Source organism: Idiomarina sp. ST10R2A5, from assembly GCF_051842325.1.
GTDB classification, from domain to species: Bacteria; Pseudomonadota; Gammaproteobacteria; order Enterobacterales; family Alteromonadaceae; genus Idiomarina; species Idiomarina abyssalis.
Genome location: NZ_JBNIEX010000014.1, coordinates 1 through 21473, shown reverse-complemented (window position 1 = coordinate 21473; position 21473 = coordinate 1). Strand labels below are relative to the sequence as shown.

18 protein-coding genes and 1 tRNA gene are annotated in these 21473 nt (G+C 46.5%); 8 read left to right on the top strand and 11 right to left on the bottom strand.

Features of this window, described 5'->3' with window-relative positions; genetic code table 11:
• Nucleotides 1–6: 6 nt before the first annotated feature.
• Nucleotides 7–1845, bottom strand: coding sequence for a methyl-accepting chemotaxis protein (locus ACP7FG_RS12795; protein ID WP_439226612.1), 1839 nt, complete (start codon nucleotides 1843–1845; stop codon nucleotides 7–9).
• Between the two features lie 204 nt (nucleotides 1846–2049).
• On the opposite strand from ACP7FG_RS12795, the gene ACP7FG_RS12790 reads away from it, so the two are divergent.
• Nucleotides 2050–3330, top strand: coding sequence for an acetyl-CoA hydrolase/transferase family protein (locus ACP7FG_RS12790; protein ID WP_439226611.1), 1281 nt, complete (start codon nucleotides 2050–2052; stop codon nucleotides 3328–3330).
• Between the two features lie 15 nt (nucleotides 3331–3345).
• Here the strand turns inward: ACP7FG_RS12790 and ACP7FG_RS12785 are convergent, their stop codons facing one another.
• From ACP7FG_RS12785 to ACP7FG_RS12760, 6 genes are all read right to left on the bottom strand, one after another.
• On the bottom strand, nucleotides 3346–4542 hold the full coding sequence (locus ACP7FG_RS12785) for a BCCT family transporter (protein ID WP_439226610.1): 1197 nt from the start codon (nucleotides 4540–4542) through the stop codon (nucleotides 3346–3348).
• Complete coding sequence (gene betA / locus ACP7FG_RS12780; RefSeq protein WP_439226609.1) at nucleotides 4536–6230, bottom strand: choline dehydrogenase; 1695 nt, start codon at nucleotides 6228–6230, stop codon at nucleotides 4536–4538. The genes ACP7FG_RS12785 and betA overlap by 7 nt, the downstream gene beginning before the upstream one ends.
• Entirely contained in the window at nucleotides 6230–7693 is a 1464-nt protein-coding gene (gene betB, locus ACP7FG_RS12775; RefSeq protein ID WP_439226608.1) for a betaine-aldehyde dehydrogenase, read from the bottom strand. The genes betA and betB overlap by 1 nt, the downstream gene beginning before the upstream one ends.
• 29 nt (nucleotides 7694–7722) lie before the next feature.
• A complete protein-coding gene (betI, locus tag ACP7FG_RS12770; RefSeq protein ID WP_034821844.1) occupies nucleotides 7723–8301 on the bottom strand; it encodes a transcriptional regulator BetI in 579 nt (192 codons plus the stop codon).
• Between the two features lie 24 nt (nucleotides 8302–8325).
• Nucleotides 8326–9369 carry an alkaline phosphatase D family protein gene (locus ACP7FG_RS12765; RefSeq protein WP_439226607.1) on the bottom strand — a complete coding sequence of 348 codons (1044 nt, stop codon included), beginning with the start codon at nucleotides 9367–9369 and terminating at the stop codon, nucleotides 8326–8328.
• A 77-nt stretch (nucleotides 9370–9446) separates the two neighbouring features.
• Complete coding sequence (locus tag ACP7FG_RS12760) at nucleotides 9447–11807, bottom strand: TonB-dependent receptor domain-containing protein (RefSeq protein WP_439226606.1); 2361 nt, start codon at nucleotides 11805–11807, stop codon at nucleotides 9447–9449.
• Between the two features lie 225 nt (nucleotides 11808–12032).
• Here ACP7FG_RS12760 and ACP7FG_RS12755 point away from each other — a divergent pair, with 225 nt between their 5' ends.
• From ACP7FG_RS12755 to ACP7FG_RS12735, 5 genes are read left to right on the top strand one after another with little or no spacing between them, the layout of a single operon-like run.
• The gene (locus ACP7FG_RS12755) at nucleotides 12033–12722 is read left to right on the top strand and encodes an aspartate/glutamate racemase family protein (protein ID WP_224797186.1); all 690 of its coding nucleotides are present in this window, start codon (nucleotides 12033–12035) and stop codon (nucleotides 12720–12722) included.
• Nucleotides 12723–12736: 14 nt separating this feature from the next.
• The gene (locus ACP7FG_RS12750) at nucleotides 12737–13420 is read left to right on the top strand and encodes a DNA-3-methyladenine glycosylase I (RefSeq protein WP_439226605.1); all 684 of its coding nucleotides are present in this window, start codon (nucleotides 12737–12739) and stop codon (nucleotides 13418–13420) included.
• A gap of 18 nt (nucleotides 13421–13438) precedes the next feature.
• The gene (locus tag ACP7FG_RS12745) at nucleotides 13439–14152 is read left to right on the top strand and encodes an SIMPL domain-containing protein (protein ID WP_439226604.1); all 714 of its coding nucleotides are present in this window, start codon (nucleotides 13439–13441) and stop codon (nucleotides 14150–14152) included.
• Between the two features lie 48 nt (nucleotides 14153–14200).
• Entirely contained in the window at nucleotides 14201–14806 is a 606-nt protein-coding gene (locus tag ACP7FG_RS12740) for a DUF502 domain-containing protein (RefSeq protein ID WP_439226603.1), read from the top strand.
• Nucleotides 14766–15233, top strand: a complete 468-nt coding sequence (locus tag ACP7FG_RS12735; protein ID WP_439226602.1) for a YchJ family protein — start codon at nucleotides 14766–14768, stop codon at nucleotides 15231–15233. Before ACP7FG_RS12740 ends, ACP7FG_RS12735 begins: the two co-directional genes overlap by 41 nt.
• On the opposite strand, the gene ACP7FG_RS12730 is transcribed toward ACP7FG_RS12735, so the two are convergent.
• The 4 genes from ACP7FG_RS12730 to ACP7FG_RS12715 form a co-directional block, all read right to left on the bottom strand.
• Entirely contained in the window at nucleotides 15220–15726 is a 507-nt protein-coding gene (locus tag ACP7FG_RS12730; protein ID WP_417435141.1) for a DUF2919 family protein, read from the bottom strand. The two genes, ACP7FG_RS12735 and ACP7FG_RS12730, sit on opposite strands and share 14 nt — an antisense overlap.
• Nucleotides 15656–15874, bottom strand: a complete 219-nt coding sequence (locus tag ACP7FG_RS12725) for a DUF2061 domain-containing protein (protein ID WP_222235586.1) — start codon at nucleotides 15872–15874, stop codon at nucleotides 15656–15658. The genes ACP7FG_RS12730 and ACP7FG_RS12725 overlap by 71 nt, the downstream gene beginning before the upstream one ends.
• Nucleotides 15875–15972: 98 nt before the next feature.
• The gene (uvrB, locus tag ACP7FG_RS12720; protein WP_222235587.1) at nucleotides 15973–18006 is read right to left on the bottom strand and encodes an excinuclease ABC subunit UvrB; all 2034 of its coding nucleotides are present in this window, start codon (nucleotides 18004–18006) and stop codon (nucleotides 15973–15975) included.
• Nucleotides 17999–19357, bottom strand: coding sequence for an MATE family efflux transporter (locus ACP7FG_RS12715; protein ID WP_439226601.1), 1359 nt, complete (start codon nucleotides 19355–19357; stop codon nucleotides 17999–18001). The genes uvrB and ACP7FG_RS12715 overlap by 8 nt, the downstream gene beginning before the upstream one ends.
• A gap of 133 nt (nucleotides 19358–19490) precedes the next feature.
• Here ACP7FG_RS12715 and ACP7FG_RS12710 point away from each other — a divergent pair, with 133 nt between their 5' ends.
• Both ACP7FG_RS12710 and ACP7FG_RS12705 read left to right on the top strand, forming a co-directional pair.
• The gene (locus ACP7FG_RS12710) at nucleotides 19491–20678 is read left to right on the top strand and encodes a pyridoxal phosphate-dependent aminotransferase (protein WP_439226600.1); all 1188 of its coding nucleotides are present in this window, start codon (nucleotides 19491–19493) and stop codon (nucleotides 20676–20678) included.
• A 718-nt stretch (nucleotides 20679–21396) separates the two neighbouring features.
• Nucleotides 21397–21473 (top strand) — tRNA-Asn (locus ACP7FG_RS12705).

Below are 21473 nucleotides of genomic sequence, written 5' to 3'. Positions count from 1 at the left end.
GTCATATCATACGGTAAATTTTATAACCGCCTGACGCAGCTGCTCAGCTTGTTGACGAACCTGAGTGACTGCGTCAGCGTTTGACTGTGCATCATTTGCCGCTTCCACGCCTGCGTCCCGCACCCGGGTAATGTTTCTTGCGGTTTCGTCGACAACTGCAGACTGCTCCTCAACCGCAGTAGCAATAGAGGCCGAACGGTCGTTAATTTTAACCAGCTCAGTATGAATGCGGTTGAATAGCTCATCGGATTCAGTAGAGTGCTGCGCACTCTCTTCACCCAGCTCATTACACTCCTGCAGGGTATTCACAATAATCTGAGTTTGCTGGTTCAGTTGACTAGTAATTGACTCTATCTCACCAATAGACTTCTGAGTACGGGAAGCCAGCGTACGGACTTCATCCGCCACCACAGCAAACCCTCGCCCCTGCTCACCTGCGCGGGCAGCTTCAATAGCCGCATTCAGCGCCAATAAATTGGTTTGTTCAGCAATACCATTAATGACCGTCACAATTTGTGTAATAGACGCACTACGTTCTGCCAGAGTGTTCGCCTCGGTTACGCTACTGTTCAACCGTTCTGCTAAATAACGCACTTTCTCAACACCAGCCTGTACCGAGGTACTACCATGTTTCGCTTGTTCAGACAGACTGTTCACTTGCTCAGCAGTATCTTCCGCATCATTGGCAATAGTGTGTGCCGTGCTACCCATTTCATTAATAGCAGCAGCGACCTGATCCACTTCATGCGACTGCATATCCAAGTTTTGTGAAGTATGGGTCACCGTATCAGACACTTGCTGTGTAAGGCTATTCACTGTTTCGACAGACTGGTTTATTTGCTGAATAACACTGCGGAAATAACTTAGCAGTTCATTAAAGCTATCAACCAAATCACCAAGCTCGTCATCACGGAACTTCTCCGAGGACAACGTCAGGTCATTACTCGTCTGGACCCTTTGCATATCTTCACGCAATTGGGTCAGCGGCTGATTAATGGAACGTATCACCCAGACCAGCATTGCAATAACAATGAGTGCGATAACAGCAAATACAACGACAGGTACCCACTTCATGGTTGCCTGACGAGAGGCGAGCAATTCGCTCAGCTCTTTATCTAACTGATCAAGCGACGCTTCCATATTGCTGGCAATAGTTCTGACCTCGCCTTTTATTCCAGACTCTTCATCAAGCCCTATTTCCTTAGAAAGTGCAGCATAGCGACCAAAATCACGGCGGTACGCATCGACTTTTTCCGCAAGTTCAGGCGTTGCAGATAACTCTCTTTTTAATTCGTCCAGCAAGCCCTCTACCCGGCCGAGATACTTATCGTCAAAGCGCAACATAAAGTCCTTTTCGCTGCGACGAACCTGCAGCAAAGTAACCAAAAGCTCAGTACGTCCGGCAGTATCAATCGCTTTTTCTAACTCATGAGTTGCTGAACGCAGCGCGCCATAAGCACCGCTATTTTCATCTAACCCACGCTGCTGAAATGCGTTGACCAAGTGCTCAAAGTTTTCGCTATAACGTTCTACCTGGCTTTCTAACTGTTCAATCAGTTGAGAGGAAGCTTTATCATCAACCAGAGCATTAAGCTGCTCAAGCCGATTGTCAGTTATGGCAGCTTGTTGAGCTAACTTCTCTGAGTAGCTCTTATCCATTCGTAACAGAAAGTCTTTTTCCGCACGGCGCAATTGCAGCAAGCTATTGTGTACGGACTCTCGAAGTTCACTCGCACGATGTAATTCACTCACTTGTGACTGGAAAAGCATCATTAAGGCAAGCAACAAAATAAAGGCCGCTGTGGCGATCAAACCAACAGAAAGAAGCTTATTACGAATTGACATAGCAAACACCCAACAATAAAAGTGGCGGAATAATAGACAGCACCTTCACATTCCGCAATGATCTATTTTGTTAAGGGTATGAATTTTTTATGACAGTAGTATGACAAACGAAAGAAGTATTACTTACTGGGTAAATACCCTCACAGCCAAAGCGGTTATACTTCTGATCTCGCTCAATACTTCTCGCTTAAAAAGGAAGCAGTAATGAAGGTAAACTCAGCGGTAGAAGCCCTGTCAATTCTCAACGATGGCGATGTCATCTGGTGCCAGTCGATGGCTGCCACCCCTTATAAACTTCTGGAAGGTCTGAAAAAAATCGCTGCACAACGTAAAGACCTGACGTTGTTACAGTTGCATACAGAGTACAGCGAGATACTCTGTGACCCTGAGCTTAAAGGACATCTTCGCCAACGTGCTTTCTTTGTTGGGGCCTCAACTCGGCAGGCGGTGAATCAAGGTCTAGCCGACTATGTCCCTATTTTTCTCTCTGAAATTCCCAAGCTGTTTCGCTCTGGCGAACAGCCATTGGATGCCGCAATCATTCAGGTGTCACCACCGGATAAACACGGTAATTGCAGTTTAGGTATCTCGGTTGAAGCAACCCGGGCCGCACTGCAAGTTGCGAAAAAAGTGGTTGCCTGGATAAACCCCAACATGCCACGGACGCACGGCGATGCGTTAGTCTCGTTAAAGCGGTTTGACCGTTATTACGAGGAAGCGGCTCCTATCCCACTGCACAACCAACCACCACAAAACCCTGTGACACAAAAAATTGGCGAACGCGTTGCCGACCTTATTAATGATGGGGATTGTTTGCAAATGGGTATTGGCGCAATACCAGACGCGACTTTAGCTTGTCTTCATCATCATAAAGACTTAGGCATTCACACCGAAATGTTCTCTGACGGCGTATTACCGCTGGTTGAGCGTGGCGTCATAAACAACAGCCGCAAGCGTAAGCACCGTGGCCGCATTGTCACCACTTTTGCGATGGGTTCTCAGGCACTTTATGACTTTGTTGATGATAACCAGGAAGTTTTCTTCCTTGATGTTGAGTACACCAATGACACCTCGGTTATTCGCCAAAACAAGCAGGTTATGTCTATAAATAGCGCCTTGCAGGTCGACCTGAGTGGGCAAGTCTGTGCGGACTCTATTGGTACGAAAATATACTCGGGCGTCGGCGGCCAAATGGACTTTGTGCGCGGTGCCAGCTTGTCGGAAGGCGGTCGTTCGGTTATTGCTCTGCCTTCAACAGCCTGCGGCGGCACTGTCTCACGCATTAGCTCACTGCTTGCTCCTGGCGCCGGCGTGGTCACCACTCGCGCCCATGTGCATTACATTGTCACTGAACATGGTGTCGCTAACTTACGCGCCAAGAGCATGAGCGAACGAGCGCGCGAGCTGATTCATATTGCCGACCCTAAATTCCGGGATGAACTCGCGCAAGCAGCCTATAACGACTGGGGACTGAACATAACCTGATGCAATGGCATCAGGTTACTTCTTCTTGGGCATTGGTACCAATGCCTCAGTTTTAGGCAGCGGCTGCTGTTGCTTACCAAGCGCTATGTAAACAAAGCAACACAAACCAATACCAATAACCAACGCACCAACCCACTGAATTTTTATAAACTGAACGCTAAATAGTACAGTTAATGACATCATCAAAAAGGCATGTAAGGCCATATATTTTTGTTTGCCAAAACGCGCTACTGTCAAGTTCAGGTTGTCGGAATAAAGCCGGATTAAAGAGTCCAGCGAGTTGATCACGAAAACAATTCCAACAAACACCATCGCCAGATTAATGAATCCGGAAGTATCCAGTCCTTTTAAGTGGAATAAGTATAAAACACTAAACCAGAGACCAATGGACAATGACGGCCATATCAGCATGGCTAAGAACAGCCAGATGGTGCGCATGTTACCAACAAAGCGCGCAGTGAACTGACCAATCATAATGCTCCAGGCAAACCACCAGAACAGGTAAAACGCATGGTAATCATTAATCGGCAGAACAAACCGGTGCAGATGTTCAAAGTAGTCGGTCAATAAGGGTAAAGTACTAAAATAGTCAGGCGCAGAAACATTGTCAGACAGTAAAGCGATACTGCCTAGCCCAAGAATTAACGCAAAGAACAACCCACCAGATGACAAGCTAAGAATCTTAACAAACTTAAGCTCGGTACTTGAGTACACCGCAAATAAAATGGTGCCGCCGACAATCAGCGCGTAGTACCAGGGGAAGCCTTCGCTAACCGCAATACTGGGTAAATACCAGCTCAAGTTCGCAAATAACAAATGCGCGGTAAAAGCACAGGTGCCAATTATCACGATGTTATTAATCCACTTAACCCAGGTAATCTCAAAGAATTTAACCTTGGGTTCAATTGCGCAGAAATAAAAACAAGTGACAAAGTAAATGGCCCAGACCAGAAAGCCCCAGAAGCCAAACTCAATAGCCAAAGGGTTGGCAAAAGCGTACTCGCTGTTTTCTTTTATATCGGCATAAACCGGGAACTCTGTCAGCGGGAACATAATGAGTCCAACATCCAGACCCGAGGTAAACAGAATAGCAATGAATGTCATAGTAGACACCGGGTAGCGACCGTTAAGTTTCAGCCGACCCCAGCGCATAACTATAAAGACCACCATGGCCATGAAAAAAAGCATGCCAATACTGACAAGAGTTAACATGACGCGCTCCGCTTGGCCTCACCACTACGCTGGCGCTGTTGCCATTGCGGGTCTCTATAAACATCAACTTCAGCTCTCGGCAGGTTCTGATGCTTGATTATATCAGCCGCTCGCTCCGCGACCATGATGGTTGGCGCGTTCAGGTTGCCGTTTGGAATCGTTGGGAAAACCGACGAGTCAATAACTCTAAGTCCTTGTAAGCCCCGCACACGCATTTGTGAGTCAATCACTGCCATACCGTCATCTTCGGCACCCATACGACAACTGCCGCAGGGGTGATAAGCACTTTCTACGGCTTCACGCACGAAGGCATCTATCTGCTCATCGGTCACAATGTCTTTTCCGGGCTGTATTTCCTGGCCGCGGTATTCATCCATTGCCGGCTGAGCAATAATCTCGCGGGATAATCGTACGCAGGCTCGGAATGCTTCAATGTCGTCCTGGTGCTGCAAATAATTGAATTGAATCTGAGGCGAGGTAAAAGGGTCTGAGCTTTTCACTTTAACCCAACCACGGCTTTTAGGCTTATTGTGCCCAATGTGTAGCTGAAAACCATGCCCTTCAAAAGCAGATTTACCATCGTAGCGAATGGCTGCCGGCAAAAAATGGTATTGCAGATCAGGCCACTCAACACCTTCTTTCGAGCGAATAAAACCGCAGGATTCAAAATGATTCGTTGCGCCTAAGCCGGTTTTGAATAAAATCCAGCGTACACCAATAGCCAACTTGCTCAGAGGTCCTAGCTTACTGTTCAGCGTCAGCGGCTTTTTGCACTGATACTGAAAATAAAACTCCAAATGGTCCTGCAAGTTTTCCCCGACACCAGGCAGCTCATGCAGAGTTTCAATGCCTGCTGCAGATAGGGTCTCGTTGTTACCAATACCCGATAGCTGCAGAATATGCGGAGAGCCAATGGAACCTGCACTTAAAAGCACTTCTTTATTCACAAAAAAGCGAGCAACGCTGTTTTTCTCATAAAGCTCGACACCAATAGCCCGCTTATCTTCCAGCAGCACTTTACTGACCTGAACCCCGGTTTTTATTGCCAGGTTAGGTCTGCTCATAGCTGGCCTTAAATAAGCATTAGCAGCGGACCAGCGCACACCGTTTTTCACGGTCATATGCATGGCACCAAAACCTTCTTGCTGAAAACCGTTATAGTCACGGGTCTCCATATAACCGGCGTCAACTCCGGCCTTAATAAAGGCTTTGTACAACGGGTTTTGCATATTGTTACCGTTATTCACCGCCAAAGGGCCATCTTTCGAACGGTATTCATCGGCACCAAAAGCCCAGTCTTCCGCCTTTTTAAAATACGGCAGACAGCTCTGGTAGTCCCAGCCGTCAGCACCATGCTCTTGCCACTCATCAAAGTCCCGCGCATGACCGCGAACATAAACCATGCCGTTAATCGACGAGGAGCCACCAAGAACCTTGCCCCGGGGGCAATGCATTTCGCGATTGTTCAGGTAAGGTTCTGGTTCCGAATGGAACTGCCAGGCGTACTTTTTCGTATTCATCGGAATCGACAGCGCGGTTGGCATCTGAATAAAAATGCTTTTGTCTGAGCCGCCAGTCTCTAATAACAATACCGAGACATCCGGATCTTCTGTTAACCGATTGGCCAGCACACAGCCGGCCGAACCCGCCCCCACAATGATGTAATCGAATTTCTCATTCACTGTCATTAGAATGGACCTTCCAGCTTATCCATTCCGACATAAATTGATTTTGTCTGAGTATAAGACTTAAGTGCTTCCACACCATTTTCACGACCAACACCCGATTGCTTGTAACCACCTACCGGCATCTCTACCGGCGAATTAGCATAGGCATTAATCCAGCAAATACCGGCTTCCAGCTGAGCGATGACACGATGAGCTCTGCGCAAGTCCTGACAGAAAATACCAGCTGCCAGTCCGTAATCAGTATTGTTAGCTCGTTGAATGACCTCTTCTTCCGTTTCAAAGGTCAGAACGGACATCACCGGACCAAAAATCTCTTCGCGCGTAATGCGCATGTCGTCCGTACAGTCAGTAAAAATAGTGGGGCCAATAAAATAGCCATTCTCACAGCCCGCAGGCGTTAATCTTTCGCCACCAAATACCAGAGTAGCGCCCTGCTCTTTGCCAAGCTCAATATAAGCCATGACCTTATGCAGGTGATTTTCAGAAATTAGCGCGCCCAGGTTGGTTTCAGGATCCATAGGATCGCCGACTACGATATTGTTCTTGGTGCGCTCTAATAAACGCTCCATAAAAGTGTCGTAGCAGTCTTTGTGCACGAAGACCCGAGTGCCATTGGTGCAGACCTCGCCCTGGGTGTAAAAGTTACCCATCATGGCACCGGTTACCGCTTCATCAATGTCAGCATCGTCAAAGACAATAAGCGGTGATTTACCGCCCAGTTCCATGGTCACATTCTTCAGGGTACCTGCCGCCGCGGCCATTACCTTTTTGCCCGTGCCTACTTCACCTGTCAGCGACACTTTCGCAATCGACGGATGCTGAACCAGATAATTACCGACAACACCATCACCATGCACCACGTTAAATACGCCTTCCGGTACGCCTGCTTCGATAAATATTTCTGCCAACATCGCAGCGCCACGAGGTGTCTCTTCGGATGGCTTGAAAATCATACTATTACCTGCAGCAAGGGCGGCAGCCGCTTTCCAGCAAGCAATTTGCAACGGGTAGTTCCATGCGCCAATGCCAAAACAGACACCCAAAGGCTCGTGCCGTGTGTAAAAGAAGTCGTTACCGACACTTTGTTGCTCGCCCATCATTGACGGGCATAAGTTGCCAAAATACTCGATAGCATCCGATCCGGTCTGAACATCGACTTCAACAGCTTCCTGCCAGGGCTTACCGGTATCCAGCACTTCAAGCTTTGCCAGCTCGTCATTGCGCTCTCGTAGAATCGCCGCTGCACGTTGTAATACTCGGGCTCGCTCAATTGCAGGGGTTTGTGACCAAACCTCAAACCCTCTTTGAGCACTTTCCACCGCGTCTTCCAACAGCGACTTTCCTGCCGACTCTACGGTGTAAATCACTTTCCCTGTACCTGGGTTGATCACGTCAAAGTATTCATGGTTACTGTCGTCGACGTAACGGCCATGAATAAAGTTTTTAAGTAATGTAGAGGACAACGATAACTCCCTTATAATTTGGCAATGGTTTAGCTGACACCGTGCTGTTCCAGCACACCATTAATGTATTTTTTGCAGTATTTTTTTGCCTGACTGAACTTCTCTTCATTTGCCCGGCTTAATGCACAGCGCAACCAAAAACCATCAATTAACGCGGCCGTCACTTCCGCTGCCTCACGCGCACTTTCAGGATTCAATAGTTGCTTGAAACTGTAACGCAAATTACTCACAAGCCGGCGCTTATTCAGCTCCTGTAAGCGATATAAGTCGGCGTCATGCATTGACTGCCCCCAAAAGCTTAACCAGGTTTTTGTGCTTGAATCTGCCTGTTGCACATCAGAAAAGTTCAAATCAACAATTTTCATCAAGCGGTCATACGGATTATCCGGTGACTGCTCCATTTTGAGCTGAGAAAGCAAATACCGTACAGAGGCCTCAATTAGCGCCTGCTTACCGCCAAAATAATGGCTGATAATACCGGACGACATCCCCGCCCTGCGCGAAATCAAGTTTATGGTTGCTCCTCGTAAGCCTACGTCAGCAACCACATCGATAGTGGCGTCGATTAACTGCTGACGCCGCATTGATTCCATTCCTACTTTTGGCATAGCCTTCTCACATGGTTTAATTTTTTATTCGTAAGGTTCCAGCGTTGACAGCCTGAAGCGGTGTTCGTTAACTACATCACCTTCTTCATCGTAAAGTCCAAGAGTCACAACCGGATCGTCTTTTTCCCAGTCAACGTCCAGCGCACCATAATTTACCTTATTAATAAACTGACCGATGCGGTGTTTATTGGGGCTAACGTCTTTCCATTCCTGAGTCAGTCCTGATGACGTAACTTCCCATAGCGGGTAGTCTAAATCTTCGTCGTAGTAACTGATTTCCCCCCAGTGGGTGTCGCCACTTATCAAGATAACACCATTAACCTTATGTTTTTTAATAAGATTAAACAAACGTTGGCGGTCAGAGGGAAAATTAGCCCAAGACTCCCAGCCAGTAAAATCAGCTAAAAGCTGTAAGCTGGAACCAATGACTTTAATACGCGCCGGCTTTTGTAACTGTTCTTCCAGCCACTGCCATTGTTTTTCGCCAATCATACTGGCGTTGGGGTCGCTGTGAACTTTATAAGGCCCCATGTTTTTCGGTTTACGTTCGTTTGCATACTCTTCACGCGTCACGTGGACAATATCATCCCGGTTCCAACGCAAATCGGGTAAAATTACGTGAATGCTTTCTTCACCTTCACCGTAGGTGTAAGAGGTGTAAATACCATCTTCACGAGTGCGACGCGGAGAGTTCTCCGGCTCACCCCAGAAGTCGAGCATGATATCTCTTGACGCTTCTTTTTTAGGGTAATCCTTGCCGGCGTCGTTCGCACCGTAGTCATGATCATCCCAAATAGCGATGAGCTCTGCTTGCTCTTTTAGTTCTTTAAAACCCGGCTTAGAGCCCAGTTTTTCATATTTATTCTGCAACACTGACATGTCTTCGGTGTCGCCATAGACATTGTCCCCAAGAAACACAAAAACTTCAGGGTCGTCATCAATAATGCTGTTAAAAATGGGAATGTCTTTGTCCTGATGCGAACATGAACCAAATAAAATCCGGCCTGGTGCATCAGCAAAAACAGAGCCACTAAGTAGTAATGTGGATAGTGCTAATAGTTTATACATGTGTATTGATTACCTTGTTGTTGCTTGCTACTAAAGCAACCACATGCGGCGTTAACCGCATGTGGTTCGGGGTAGTTTTAAAATACAAACTTAGCATTAAGTGCAACCGTACGTGGCGCACCAATCCAACCGGCGCCCGGAGCGATAGTACCAAGGTAATCTTCGTCAAAGACATTATTCACAGTGAAACTCAGCTCCATGCTGTCAATTGCACCACCAATGTCATAAACGGTTTTACCAATGTAAAGGTCACTCACAACGTAAGAATCGCTTTCCTGAGTGTTCGCCTGGTCTAAGTAGCGTTCGCCCACATACTTAGTACTAAAGCCGGCATAGAAGTCACCTTTAGTGTAGTCAAAACTAACAACGGCCATGTCCTGAGCACTGCCCAGTACGGTATTACCGCGGAATGCTTCATCCGTATAGGTTGAGTCATTTTTTGTGTAAGACATATAAACGCCAAGATTATCACTCAGGTTGTAATCCAGTGATGCTTCAATACCGTCAGACTCAATACCACCCGTGTTAACATAACCACCGGCTGCCGCTTCTAAGAAGTCGATACCGTCAACGTCTTCGTTACTGACAAAAGTAATGCGGTTTTCGAAGGTAATATCATAGTAAGTCAAACTTGCATTAAAGCCCGGCGTTGAATAACGCAAACCTAAATCAATGTTGTCCGCTGTTTCCGGTTCAACCTGACTTACATCGGTGTCATCACGCTCTAATACTGCATCTTTAACTGCGGCAAAGTTTTCTGCATAACCACCGAAAACCTCAAGTCCACGAACGGGTAAAGGAGCCACAAAACCAGCTGACAGCAACGCATCAGAGTCAGAAGATACGCTCAGATTGTTATCCGGGTTAAACTGGTCTTCTTTTGACACTTCAACATCAAACTTTTTCGCACCCAGACGGAATTTCGCAAATCCGGCATCAATCTCGTCCTCAATGTAGTACATCAAAGTTTCGACCGGGAATTCACGGCTGTACTGAACCCAGTAAGGGTTGCTTTCCGGACGCGGGCTAGCCGCTGCATCAATGGTTTTATGCCAGTCACGGTACTCATCACGCTGGTAATCTTCGTACCAGAAACCACCACGCAAGGTGTTTGCCATACCAGCAATTGTGGTATCCCATACAAAATCACCATTGACGCCGTAGCGTTGCTTTTCGTAGTGAGTATGACGATGCGAGCTGACCGGCATAGCGCCTTGCTCATAGCAACCCGGGTCTACTTCGGCTCCGCCACCGCCATAAGGGTAACCAATTGAGCTCTCGCAGCCTGCTTCAGGTGATAATGACTGGCCGTCGCGGTTAACAAAATAGATAAAACCTTGTGAAGAACCGCCGTAGGCTGTGGTTGAAGGGTCCAGTTCCGAGTGAGGGTTTCCTGCACCGTCGTCGGTAACATCAGCAATGTAATATGGAATCCACTTACCAGCACCTTCGTTTTCGTGATAGTAAACGTTAGTGCTGATATCCACTTCACCCAACATGAAGTCGGCTTTTAGGTAACCAAACAGGTTTTCACGTTCAGTTACCCAACCTTCACGCCATGCCTGGTCTTGATAAGGAATGCCTGTCCAGTCTTCAGTCAGACCGTCCCACTCAGAGTTTTGTTCATACTGTGCTAAACCATAAACTCGTTGATAGGTATATTCCTGAGCGTCGTCGTAACTCACGTAACCCGTTAAATCTACGTCACCAACACGACTGATAATTTTACCTTCAGCATGGTCACGCGTATTGGTTACCGAACCATCCATGTAGTCGTCGTTTTGTTGGCTCGAAAGGGAGAACCACGCGTAAGTGTCTTTAGCGATTTCGCCAGTATCGTAACGTGCATACAATTTTTGTGCGTTATGCTCGCCAATCGTGGTGCTAACGGTAAACTGTTCTTCGTACGCAGGACGAATAGTCGTAAAGTTCAAGGTACCGCCCAGAGCCTCGTTTGAACGAGAACTAATGTCGGCTGTACCCTGAGAAACTTCCGTGCCACGTAAGTTTTCAGTGTCAATGTAACGGCTGGCTTTAGTACCACCGCCGTAGTTTGAGTTGCCGTTAGAAATACCATCTACAGTCATACCAATTTGCTGAGATTCTAAATCTAACTGGAAACCGCGAATTGAGATGCTGGTTGACCATTCATCAGAGCCGAACGGGTCACCTTCGTTTACCAAAACGCCGGGTAAGTTATCAACCATTGCCAAAGCGCTGGTCATAGACGTTTGTTGCTTTTTCATTTCTGCAGAAGAGGCGTTATTCGCATAAGAAACACTGCGGCCAGTAACCACAATGGCTTCCATTTGTTCTTTTTCTTCTTCTGCTTGCTGATCTTGAGTGTCTTGCGCCATTGCTGGCAGGGAGGTAGCAGATAATGCTGATAGTACAGATAGTGCGATTAAGCTTTGCTTCATAGGCACATAAGTTTTCATAAAAGTTCCTGTTTCTTGTGTTGTAGTGAAGTTCCTTAATGTATGGGGCTAATGTGACAACGGCGTTAAGGTTAATTGATCATTCAATTAAAATCAAACTTAGTTAATTGACCGTTCAATTAAAATAAACGCAATCTAAATTAGATATTTTTCATCTAAACTCTGCGTTAACTTGCTTAAGAAACTAAGGTAGGCTGTGTTTAAAAGACGGTTGCGGAGGTTTTAATGAAAACAGTCGGCATTATTGGTGGCATGAGCTGGGAGTCAACCAGTACTTATTATAAGCGTTTGAACCAGCTAATAAATAAACGCCTGGGAGGCTTGCACAGTGCCGAGATTCTTCTGGCCAGTCTCGACTTTGCGCCTATTGAAGGGATGCAAAGTAAGGGCGACTGGGATGCAGCTACACAAGCTCTTATTGCTAAAGCCCGGCAGTTGGAAAAAGCGGGTGCTGAAAGTATTGTTATAGCAACAAATACGATGCACAAAGTGGCTCCACAGGTTGAAAATGCCGTTAAACTGCCTTTATTGCACATTGTCGACGCCGTGGCGGAGCACCTGAAACAAAACAACGTTAACCAGGTTGGGTTGCTGGGTACACGCTTCACCATGCAGCAACCTTTTTATAGAGAGCGCCTTGAACAACAAAACATTAAGGTACTGATACCCGGTGAAAGTGACGGCAATACAGTCGACAACATTATTTTTAAAGAACTGTGCCATGGCCAATTTACTGATAGCGCGCGCAAACAGTACCTAAGAATTATTGAAGATCTGGCAGCGCAAGGCGCACAAGGCGTTATTTTAGGCTGCACTGAAATTGGTCTGCTGGTTCAACAAGAACATTCTGCCCTGCCATTGTTCGATACCACCGAACTTCATTGCCGCGCCATTGCAGACTGGATGCTAGATTAAAAAGCAGGAAAACCATGACCGATATAACAACCGACTTTTCTCGTTTCTATGACAGAGCCTGCAAGCGTAAAGGTGGCGAAAGTGAGATGCTTGCACGACTGCCCAAAGTATCGTCCGTAAACCAATTAGAGCAACTCGAAGACCGGGAGGTACTTGCTACTATTACTCGCTGTATTTTTCGGGCGGGCTTTGTCTGGCGAATTATTGAGGCGAAATGGCCGGGTTTTGAGGAAGCTTTTAAAGGTTTTGTTCCGCTTTACTGGCAACAAGTACCACCAGAGATATTAGAAGAACTGTCAAAAGATGAACGCATTGTTCGTAATCAGCAGAAAATAAATACCGTTCCAGCTAACGCCCGTATGATTGTGGAAGTATCCGAAGAGTACGGCAGCTTTGGTAAGTTCTTAGCGCAGTGGCCATCAAGCCGGCAAGCAGAATTGCTGCACTACCTTAAAAAGAACGGATCTCGGCTGGGCGGCGTTACTCCGCAATACGTTCTGCGCGAACTTGGCTGGGACGGTTTTATTATGTCTAATGACGTTGTCACCGCGCTGACCAATTACAAGCTGATAGATGCCTCCCCCACCAGTCAAAAAGGCCTGAAGCAGGCACAAAATGCCTTTAACCACTGGCACGAACAAACCCAGCTGCCCTATAGCCATTTGTCACGAATTTTGTCCTATAGTGTAGGTAAGTAAACCACAATGGGAGTTAAAATGAGCTCAACTAAAAATACTCTGATACTCGGTATTTCACTGATCATCAGCTTCGCCATTGTTGCTGTGATTGGCTCAAATGCAGTACTTGAGCATAAGTCGATGGAACGCACGGTTACTGTAAAAGGGCTGTCAGAGCGTGAGTACCTTGCTGACACCGTCATCTGGCCCATTCAATTTACAACCGCCAGTAATGATTTAACCGCCATTTATAAAACCATTGAGAAATCCAACCAAAAGGTCATTGAGTTTCTGCAAAATAAAGGCATAGAGCAGGATGAAATTTCTTCGTCTGCGCCGTCAATTACCGATAAATCAGCCCAAAGCTATGGTTCATCTCAGCCTGCAGAGTTTCGCTATACAGCCACAAAAACCATAACTGTATACTCCGAAAATGTTGAGCAAGTTCGCGGTATCATGAGTCTTCTCGGTGAACTGGGCAAAGAAGGTATTGTCTTTACTACCGATAGCTACCAGGCTCAACCCGACTATGTATTTACTCGCTTAAATGAAGTGAAACCCGAAATGATAGAAGAGGCGACCAAAAAAGCGCGGGAGGTAGCCGAAAAGTTTGCCTTAGACTCTAACTCTGAACTGGGCAAAATAAAGCAGGCTCGACAGGGGCAGTTTAGTATCAGTGCACGCGACCGTCATAACCCTCACCTGAAGAAAATACGGGTGGTATCCACCATAGAATATTACTTGTCCGATTAAACTATTGCTCTCACAATGTGACTGACATAAAGCCATAAGGCCTGAATAATGAAAAGAACCTTACAGTATTTGTTTAAAGGGTTAGCTATTTTACTGCCCATTGTCGTGACTTTTGCCTTATTACAATGGCTGTTAGTCACAATAGAGACCTGGCTGAAGCCAATTTGGACAACGTTACTCGGTGAGTCATCTTACTTCCCTGGTTTGGCTTTTATTAGCTTTTTAGCGATTGCACTTCTTATTGGTTTCAGCTCTCGTTGGAATTTTATTGATTCACTATGGCAACTACCCGGCAAACTGATGAATAGACTGCCTTTGTTGCGCAGCTTATACGGCACAATTAATGATGTGTTCGAGATGATGTCAGGTAAGAACTTTGCTGAAGAATCAGTTGTACTGGTTACCCTGCCCGGTAGTAACTTACGACTTATTGGCATTGTTACTAAAAAAAGTGGCATTAAAGGCGATCGCCTGTCCGAACTCATGAACGAAGACCAGGTCGCCGTGTTCTTACCCATGAGTTATAACGTAGGCGGTTATATGGTGATTGTTCCGGGTGACTGCGTTGAGTCACTGACCATAAAACCAGCTGATGCCTTACAGTTAACCATCAGTGGCGGACTGGGTAAGAACCATTCGGGTAAAACCGACTAAAATTGCAGTTGAAATCATAGCGCGTACTGGTAAAGTTCGCGCTATGAAAATGACAGAACCCTGCCCTTGCGGCTTAGATAAAACCTATCAGGATTGTTGCTACGCTTACCATAGCGGAGAGGCAACAGCCCCGTCTCCGGAAGCACTTATGCGTTCGCGCTACAGTGCCTTTGTCGGCCGCCTGGCCAGCTATTTAGAAGCCACCTGGCACAGTAGCTCGCGCCCGCCGTTGCTCGACTTAAGTGACTCTCCAAATTGGCTTAAACTGCAGGTCATTTCATCCAGCGTTGACCAGAATAAAGGACAAGTTCATTTCCGGGCTTTTTACAAAGACGGCAATGACGTAGCTTTTATGGAAGAACAGTCTGACTTCGTGCAAGAAGATGGCAAATGGTATTACCTGAATGGCCGTGTTAATAACGACTAGCTAAATGTCGACGATAGAACCGCCAACGCCTGGAATTTATTAAGTACCAACCACAAATAAACCAGCCAAATATAATGCCAGCCCGGCCGAAAGAAAACGCACCATGCTGTTCAATAAACAACCAAAGGATTAGAGTTGCATCAACAATAAGCGAGAGTAATAACAAGGGTTGGGCAAAACGCATTAATACATTGGCCCAGTTGCGCTCATCTTCACCAGCAAAAGTCGTTGCCAGCAGAACAATTAACGCCGGTAATCCGACCAGCAGCATCAGTCCAAATTGCTCCGAACTGGTATAAAAGAGTTTTAGCAGTCGGGTACGATCTTCAGCGAAAGTCAGAGAAATAATGGCGGCGACATAACCGCGCATTTCAAATAACAGAACCAGCAAGAGCGAGAGCGGGAAGCTCGCTCTGCCCTCTTTATCCAAGTATCGCGCTTTCTCGACCAACCGCTGCCCGGCGCTTATCTCCGCGCTGCCAGATTTTTTCATGGAAATAGTAACCTACTGTGTTCACTAAAGGCTCAATCAAGGCGATTGCACCACCTAGCACGATATCGCCTGTCATCAGCCAGACAACGCCAAAGGCGATAGTAAAATGCATGATACCAAATGATACTGTTTTTGCTGCGTCTTTCATAACAACCTCCCACTTCGACTTAGTATAAAGTATTGCCGATTAAGGTTGTTAAAACCAATTGAAAAAAGCGATAACCCTGTTCGTCTCAGAGTATTCTGTTAAACCGCTCGTTTTAATTGTTCACGCAGTTCGGCCACTTCGTCCCTAAGCTTTCCGGCTAGTTCAAACTCAAGGTTCTGCGCCGCTTTGTACATTTCTTTTTCCTTAGCTTCAATTTCTTTCATGACAGCTTTTGCGTCTTTAACAACAACGGTACGGGCGTCATAGCCAGAAGCCACTTCAGCCAGAGCTTTTTCAGCTTTACTCTTACGAGCTTTGGCTGAGCCCTGCCCCAAGTCCATCACATCGGTAATACTTTTATTAAGCCCCTGAGGGGTAATTCCGTGTTCTTTGTTATGCGCTATTTGTTTATTACGGCGGCGTTCAGTTTCTTCCATGGCGCGCTGCATAGAGCCGGTAATGCGGTCAGCGTATAAAATAGCCCGGCCATTAACATTACGCGCCGCACGGCCAATGGTCTGAATAAGTGAACGATCAGAACGCAAGAAGCCTTCCTTATCAGCGTCCAGAATTGCCACCAAAGACACTTCGGGCATATCCAAGCCTTCTCGTAATAGGTTAATTCCTACCAGCACGTCAAATTCGCCTAGACGTAAATCGCGAATAATTTCCATGCGCTCAACAGTATCAATGTCTGAGTGCAGATAGCGTACCTTTATTCCGTGTTCATCCAGATAGTCCGCTAAGTCTTCTGCCATTTTCTTGGTTAAAGTGGTTGCCAGTACCCGTTCGCCCTGCTCGGTGCGCAAACGAATTTCAGACATTAAGTCATCGACCTGTGTTGCAACCGGCCGCACTTCTATCTGCGGGTCAATAAGCCCTGTCGGCCTGACCACCTGCTCTACCACTTCGTTGCTACTGCGTTCCAGCTCGTATTTACCCGGCGTTGCCGACACATACATTGTCTGTGGCGCTATGGCTTCAAACTCATCAAACTTAAGTGGTCTGTTATCCAGCGCCGACGGCAAGCGAAAACCATATTCAACCAGGTTTTCTTTACGTGAGCGGTCACCTTTGTACATAGCCCCAACCTGAGAAACGGTAACGTGAGACTCATCAATAATCAGCAGAGCGTCATCGGGTAAATAGTCCATTAAGGTTGGTGGCGGCTCGCCGGGCGCACGGCCGGACAGATAGCGAGAATAGTTTTCAATGCCTGAGCAATAACCAAGCTCCAGCATCATTTCAATATCAAATTGTGTCCGCTGACTAATCCGTTGCTCTTCAATCAGCTTGTTTTGTTTAAGCAAAATTTCACGCCGGTCTTTCAGTTCATCTTTTATCTTTTCAATGGCTTTAACCAATACTTCCCGCGGCGTCACATAATGGGTTTTCGGGTAAATAGTAGCGCGCGCAACGTCTTTTTCTGTTACCTGACCTGTCAGCGGCTCAAAAAAGCTGATGCGGTCAACTTCGCTGTCGAACAACTCGACTCGCACAGCCATCTCTTCCGACTCTGCCGGGAAGATATCAATAACATCGCCACGAACCCGGTAAGTGCCGCGCTCAAAAGCCGCATCGTTGCGTTTGTACTGAAGTTGCGCAAGGCGTCGAATAATGTCTCGCTGATCAATAATGTCGCCACGACGCAAGTGCAGCATCATTTTCATGTAAGACTCGGGGTCACCCAAGCCGTAAATGGCCGATACCGAAGCAACCAGAACTACGTCGCGCCGCTCCATAAGCGCCTTGGTAGCGGACAAACGCATTTGCTCTATATGGTCGTTAATTGAGGCGTCTTTCTCAATGAAGGTGTCGGTCGTCGGAACATAAGCTTCGGGTTGATAATAGTCATAGTAAGAGACAAAATATTCCACCGCGTTATTGGGAAAATACTCTTTCATCTCACCATACAGCTGCGCCGCCAATGTTTTATTGTGCGCCAGTATCAACGTAGGTCGCTGCGAACGCTCAATTACATTCGCCATGGTAAAGGTCTTACCTGAACCAGTGACACCCAGAAGCACCTGGTGCGCCAAACCGGCATCCAGATTATCGAGCAGCGATTCGATGGCTTTGGGCTGGTCACCCGCCGGCTTGTATTTAGAAACCAGTTCAAATTTCTTAGCCACGTTCTCTCCTCAACTCTCGTGAAAACCACCAATACGCAATAATAGCGGTAAACAGATTAGCGACGACACCACCGATGAATAAACCGGTCAAATCGGCTAATAAACTTCCCAAATAGGAAAGTGGCACGAACAACACAAATAAACGAATAATGCTCAGCCATAAGGCATTCATTGGCCGGTGCACAGCATTAAAGCTGGAGTTTGTCAGTATAATAATGCCCTGCAATCCGTAACCCAACGGCATAATATAAATAAAGAGTTTTACAATGTCGGCAACGGCTTGCTCTTCAGCAAAAATCTGCGCTATCCAATGCGCACCAACCAACATAAGCAGATAAATCACGGCCTGAATCGCCAACACCGCTTTTAGAGCGGTTCGATACGCTTCTTTTACTCTGTCTATGCGGTCGGCACCGTAATTTTGGCTAATTAAAGGCGGCAACGACATAGACAACGCCAGAATAATAACGCTGGCCAGCGATTCAAGCCGCGAACCGACACCAAAAGCGGCCACCGCAGGCGCACCGTAGGAAGCAACAATAGCGGTCATTACTGACATGGCTAAAGGCGTCAGCATATTTGCGCTGGCTGCCGGCATACCAATTTTTAAAATACCTCTGGCGGACTTTATCCAGGCGTCAATAAACAATCTGCCGCCCGGCGGTTTTGAAGACACCAATTTATTCCGACGCAGCAACCAGAAAACTAAAAAGACGCCGCTGAACCAGGAGATGACACTGGCCAGCGCCGCGCCCTGAATCCCCATAGCCGGAATAGGCCCCAAACCAAAAATTAAAATAGGATCGAAAATAGCGTTAGCTAAACCACCGGAAGCCATAATAAGCGAAGGAGTACGAGTATCCCCCGATGCACGCAATACGGCATTACCCACCATAGGCGTCACCAGCATGACACAGCCAAAGTACCATAGCGTCATGTACTCCCGGATAAGTGGCATTAACCTATCCTGAGCCTGAAGCAGACTGAAAATTGGGTCCATCAGCAAGTAGCCGATTACGGCCAAAGCCGCGACTAATAGAGCCGACACGGAAAGTGCCGAAAAACCATCAAAATGAGCTTCGTCGGGTTTATCTGAACCGTACTTTCGGGCAATAACCGCAGAGGTTCCAATACCCAGACCAATAGCGAGGCTGACAACAGTAAAGGTAACAGGGAATGTAAAACTGACAGCCGCTAAGGGGTCAGTTCCAAGCATACTAATAAAGAAGGTATCGACAACATTAAAACTGATAAGGGTAGCCACACCGAAAATAACCGGCCAGGTCATTTCCCAGAGTTTTTGTCCTACCGGCGCGCTGATAAGACTTCTTGATGCGTCGGCAGCTGCCATTCAATCCCTCCTCAGTTCGATAGCCGAATAGTGTACATGAGACTGCGCTTTGTGGCTACGGAGAATGGACTTTAGCCACTCTGATCCGTATAGTAATGGGCATTTCAACCCTTGCGAAAAACAGGATCTGAACGTGGATTACCAACTCTCTGATCGTATCAATGCAATTCAGCCGTCACCGACTCTGGCGGTGACTCAAAAAGCCAATGAATTACGTCAACAAGGCAAAGATGTTATTGGTCTGGGTGTCGGCGAGCCAGATTTTGATACACCTGATTTTATTAAAGATGCTGCGATTCAGGCTATCCATGACGGTAAGACCAAATATACGGCTGTTGATGGTATCGATGAGCTAAAAGATGCTGTTATTAAAAAGCTAAAACGCGACAACAGCCTTAGCTACCAACGTTCAGAAATTATTGTGTCAGCCGGTGGTAAACACAGTATTTTCAATTTACTCAGTGCCTGGTTAAATCCGGGAGATGAAGTTGTTATTCCCGCACCTTACTGGGTTTCGTATCCTGACATGACCAAGTTGGTTGGCGCTACGCCAGTTATTGTTAAAGCCGGCATAGACCAACGTTTTAAAATTACACCAGAACAATTGCGTAACGCACTAACGGATAAAACACGTTTAATGTTCATCAATAGTCCGTCCAACCCGGCCGGAACAGCTTATACCGCGAACGAGCTTGAAGCCCTTGCGGAAGTGCTGCGTGATTATCCAAATGTACTTATCGCCACCGACGATATGTACGAGCATATTCTCTGGAGCGACTCGCCCTTTGCTAACTTTCCAATGGTGGCTCCGGATCTTAAAGATCGCACCGTCATCCTAACGGGTGTCTCCAAAGCTTACGCTATGACGGGCTGGCGCATCGGTTATGCTGCAGGCCCTAAACCAATTATTGCTGCTATGAAAAAAATGCAGTCACAAAGTACATCAAACCCTGCCAGCATTAGCCAGTACGCGGCAGCGGCAGCATTAAACGGCGACCAAAGCTGTATTAAAACCATGGTGACTGCATTTAAAGAGCGTCACGACTATTTGGTTGATGCTCTAAACAGCATTGACGGCATTGACTGCGTACCAGGCGACGGTACTTTTTACGCTTTTGCTCAGGTCGATAAGCTAATGGCTAAAGCCAATGTCAGCAGCGACGTTGAACTGTGCGAAAAACTGCTGACAGAAGCCAACGTAGCCCTTGTGCCAGGCTCGGCTTTTGGCACGGATGGTTATTGCCGTTTATCCTTCGCTACCGGAATGGATGTTTTGAAAGAAGCGGTTAAACGTATCAAAATTTTCTCAGAAAGTTTATAAAATGAAGGTTTTGGCGCCATTTTTTGCAATGAGCGCCAAAAACCTATTAATTGAACGCTTGTTACAGCATAAATCCCATCAATACCAACTCTTTTCACTTTGATACTTTTATTACAAGTTACTAAAAATTCCTTCCTGCCATTAGTGATCGGATCCAGATCTAAGTGACCGATGTCAAGCCTAATAATTCAATTTAACATGAGATTTTTTGGCGCGTTTTTTAGTCAAATTCACTAAGAAATACACAAGTTGCTGATTCTTCACGCATTGACTGGTGAATCGATCACCAACCTGAAGATTTATCCACCAGAATAAACTAACCTGTTGTTTATTCTGTATATTTTGTTTTATCGTTACTTTTTAACCACTACGGAAATCGCCCTCAAAGCCGCATCATTATTACGACTTCACAGAGTTAAACACAAGGTTATCCACAGATTCCGTGGATAAGATCATGTAGCCTTTATCTACTGCGACATTCAGATATCTGTGGATAATCAGATCCTCGAAAAAGCTAATACTTATGTTATAGATGTAAACTTGACAGTTACTTGACATTGTCAGCGATAAGGATTAGCTCATCTTTTTGCATTGATGTGACTAAAAAAATCAATTTGCTGACTTTTTCGACAACCGAGCCCTTTTCCTTTAAAAACCTTCGCAGAATAGTTGACACCCCTGCGTATGAGCTTTAATATTCGCAGCCGTTGAATGTTGTTCCCCAGTAGCTCAGTTGGTTAGAGCGGTGGACTGTTAATCCATGTGTCGTTGGTTCGAATCCAACCTGGGGAGCCA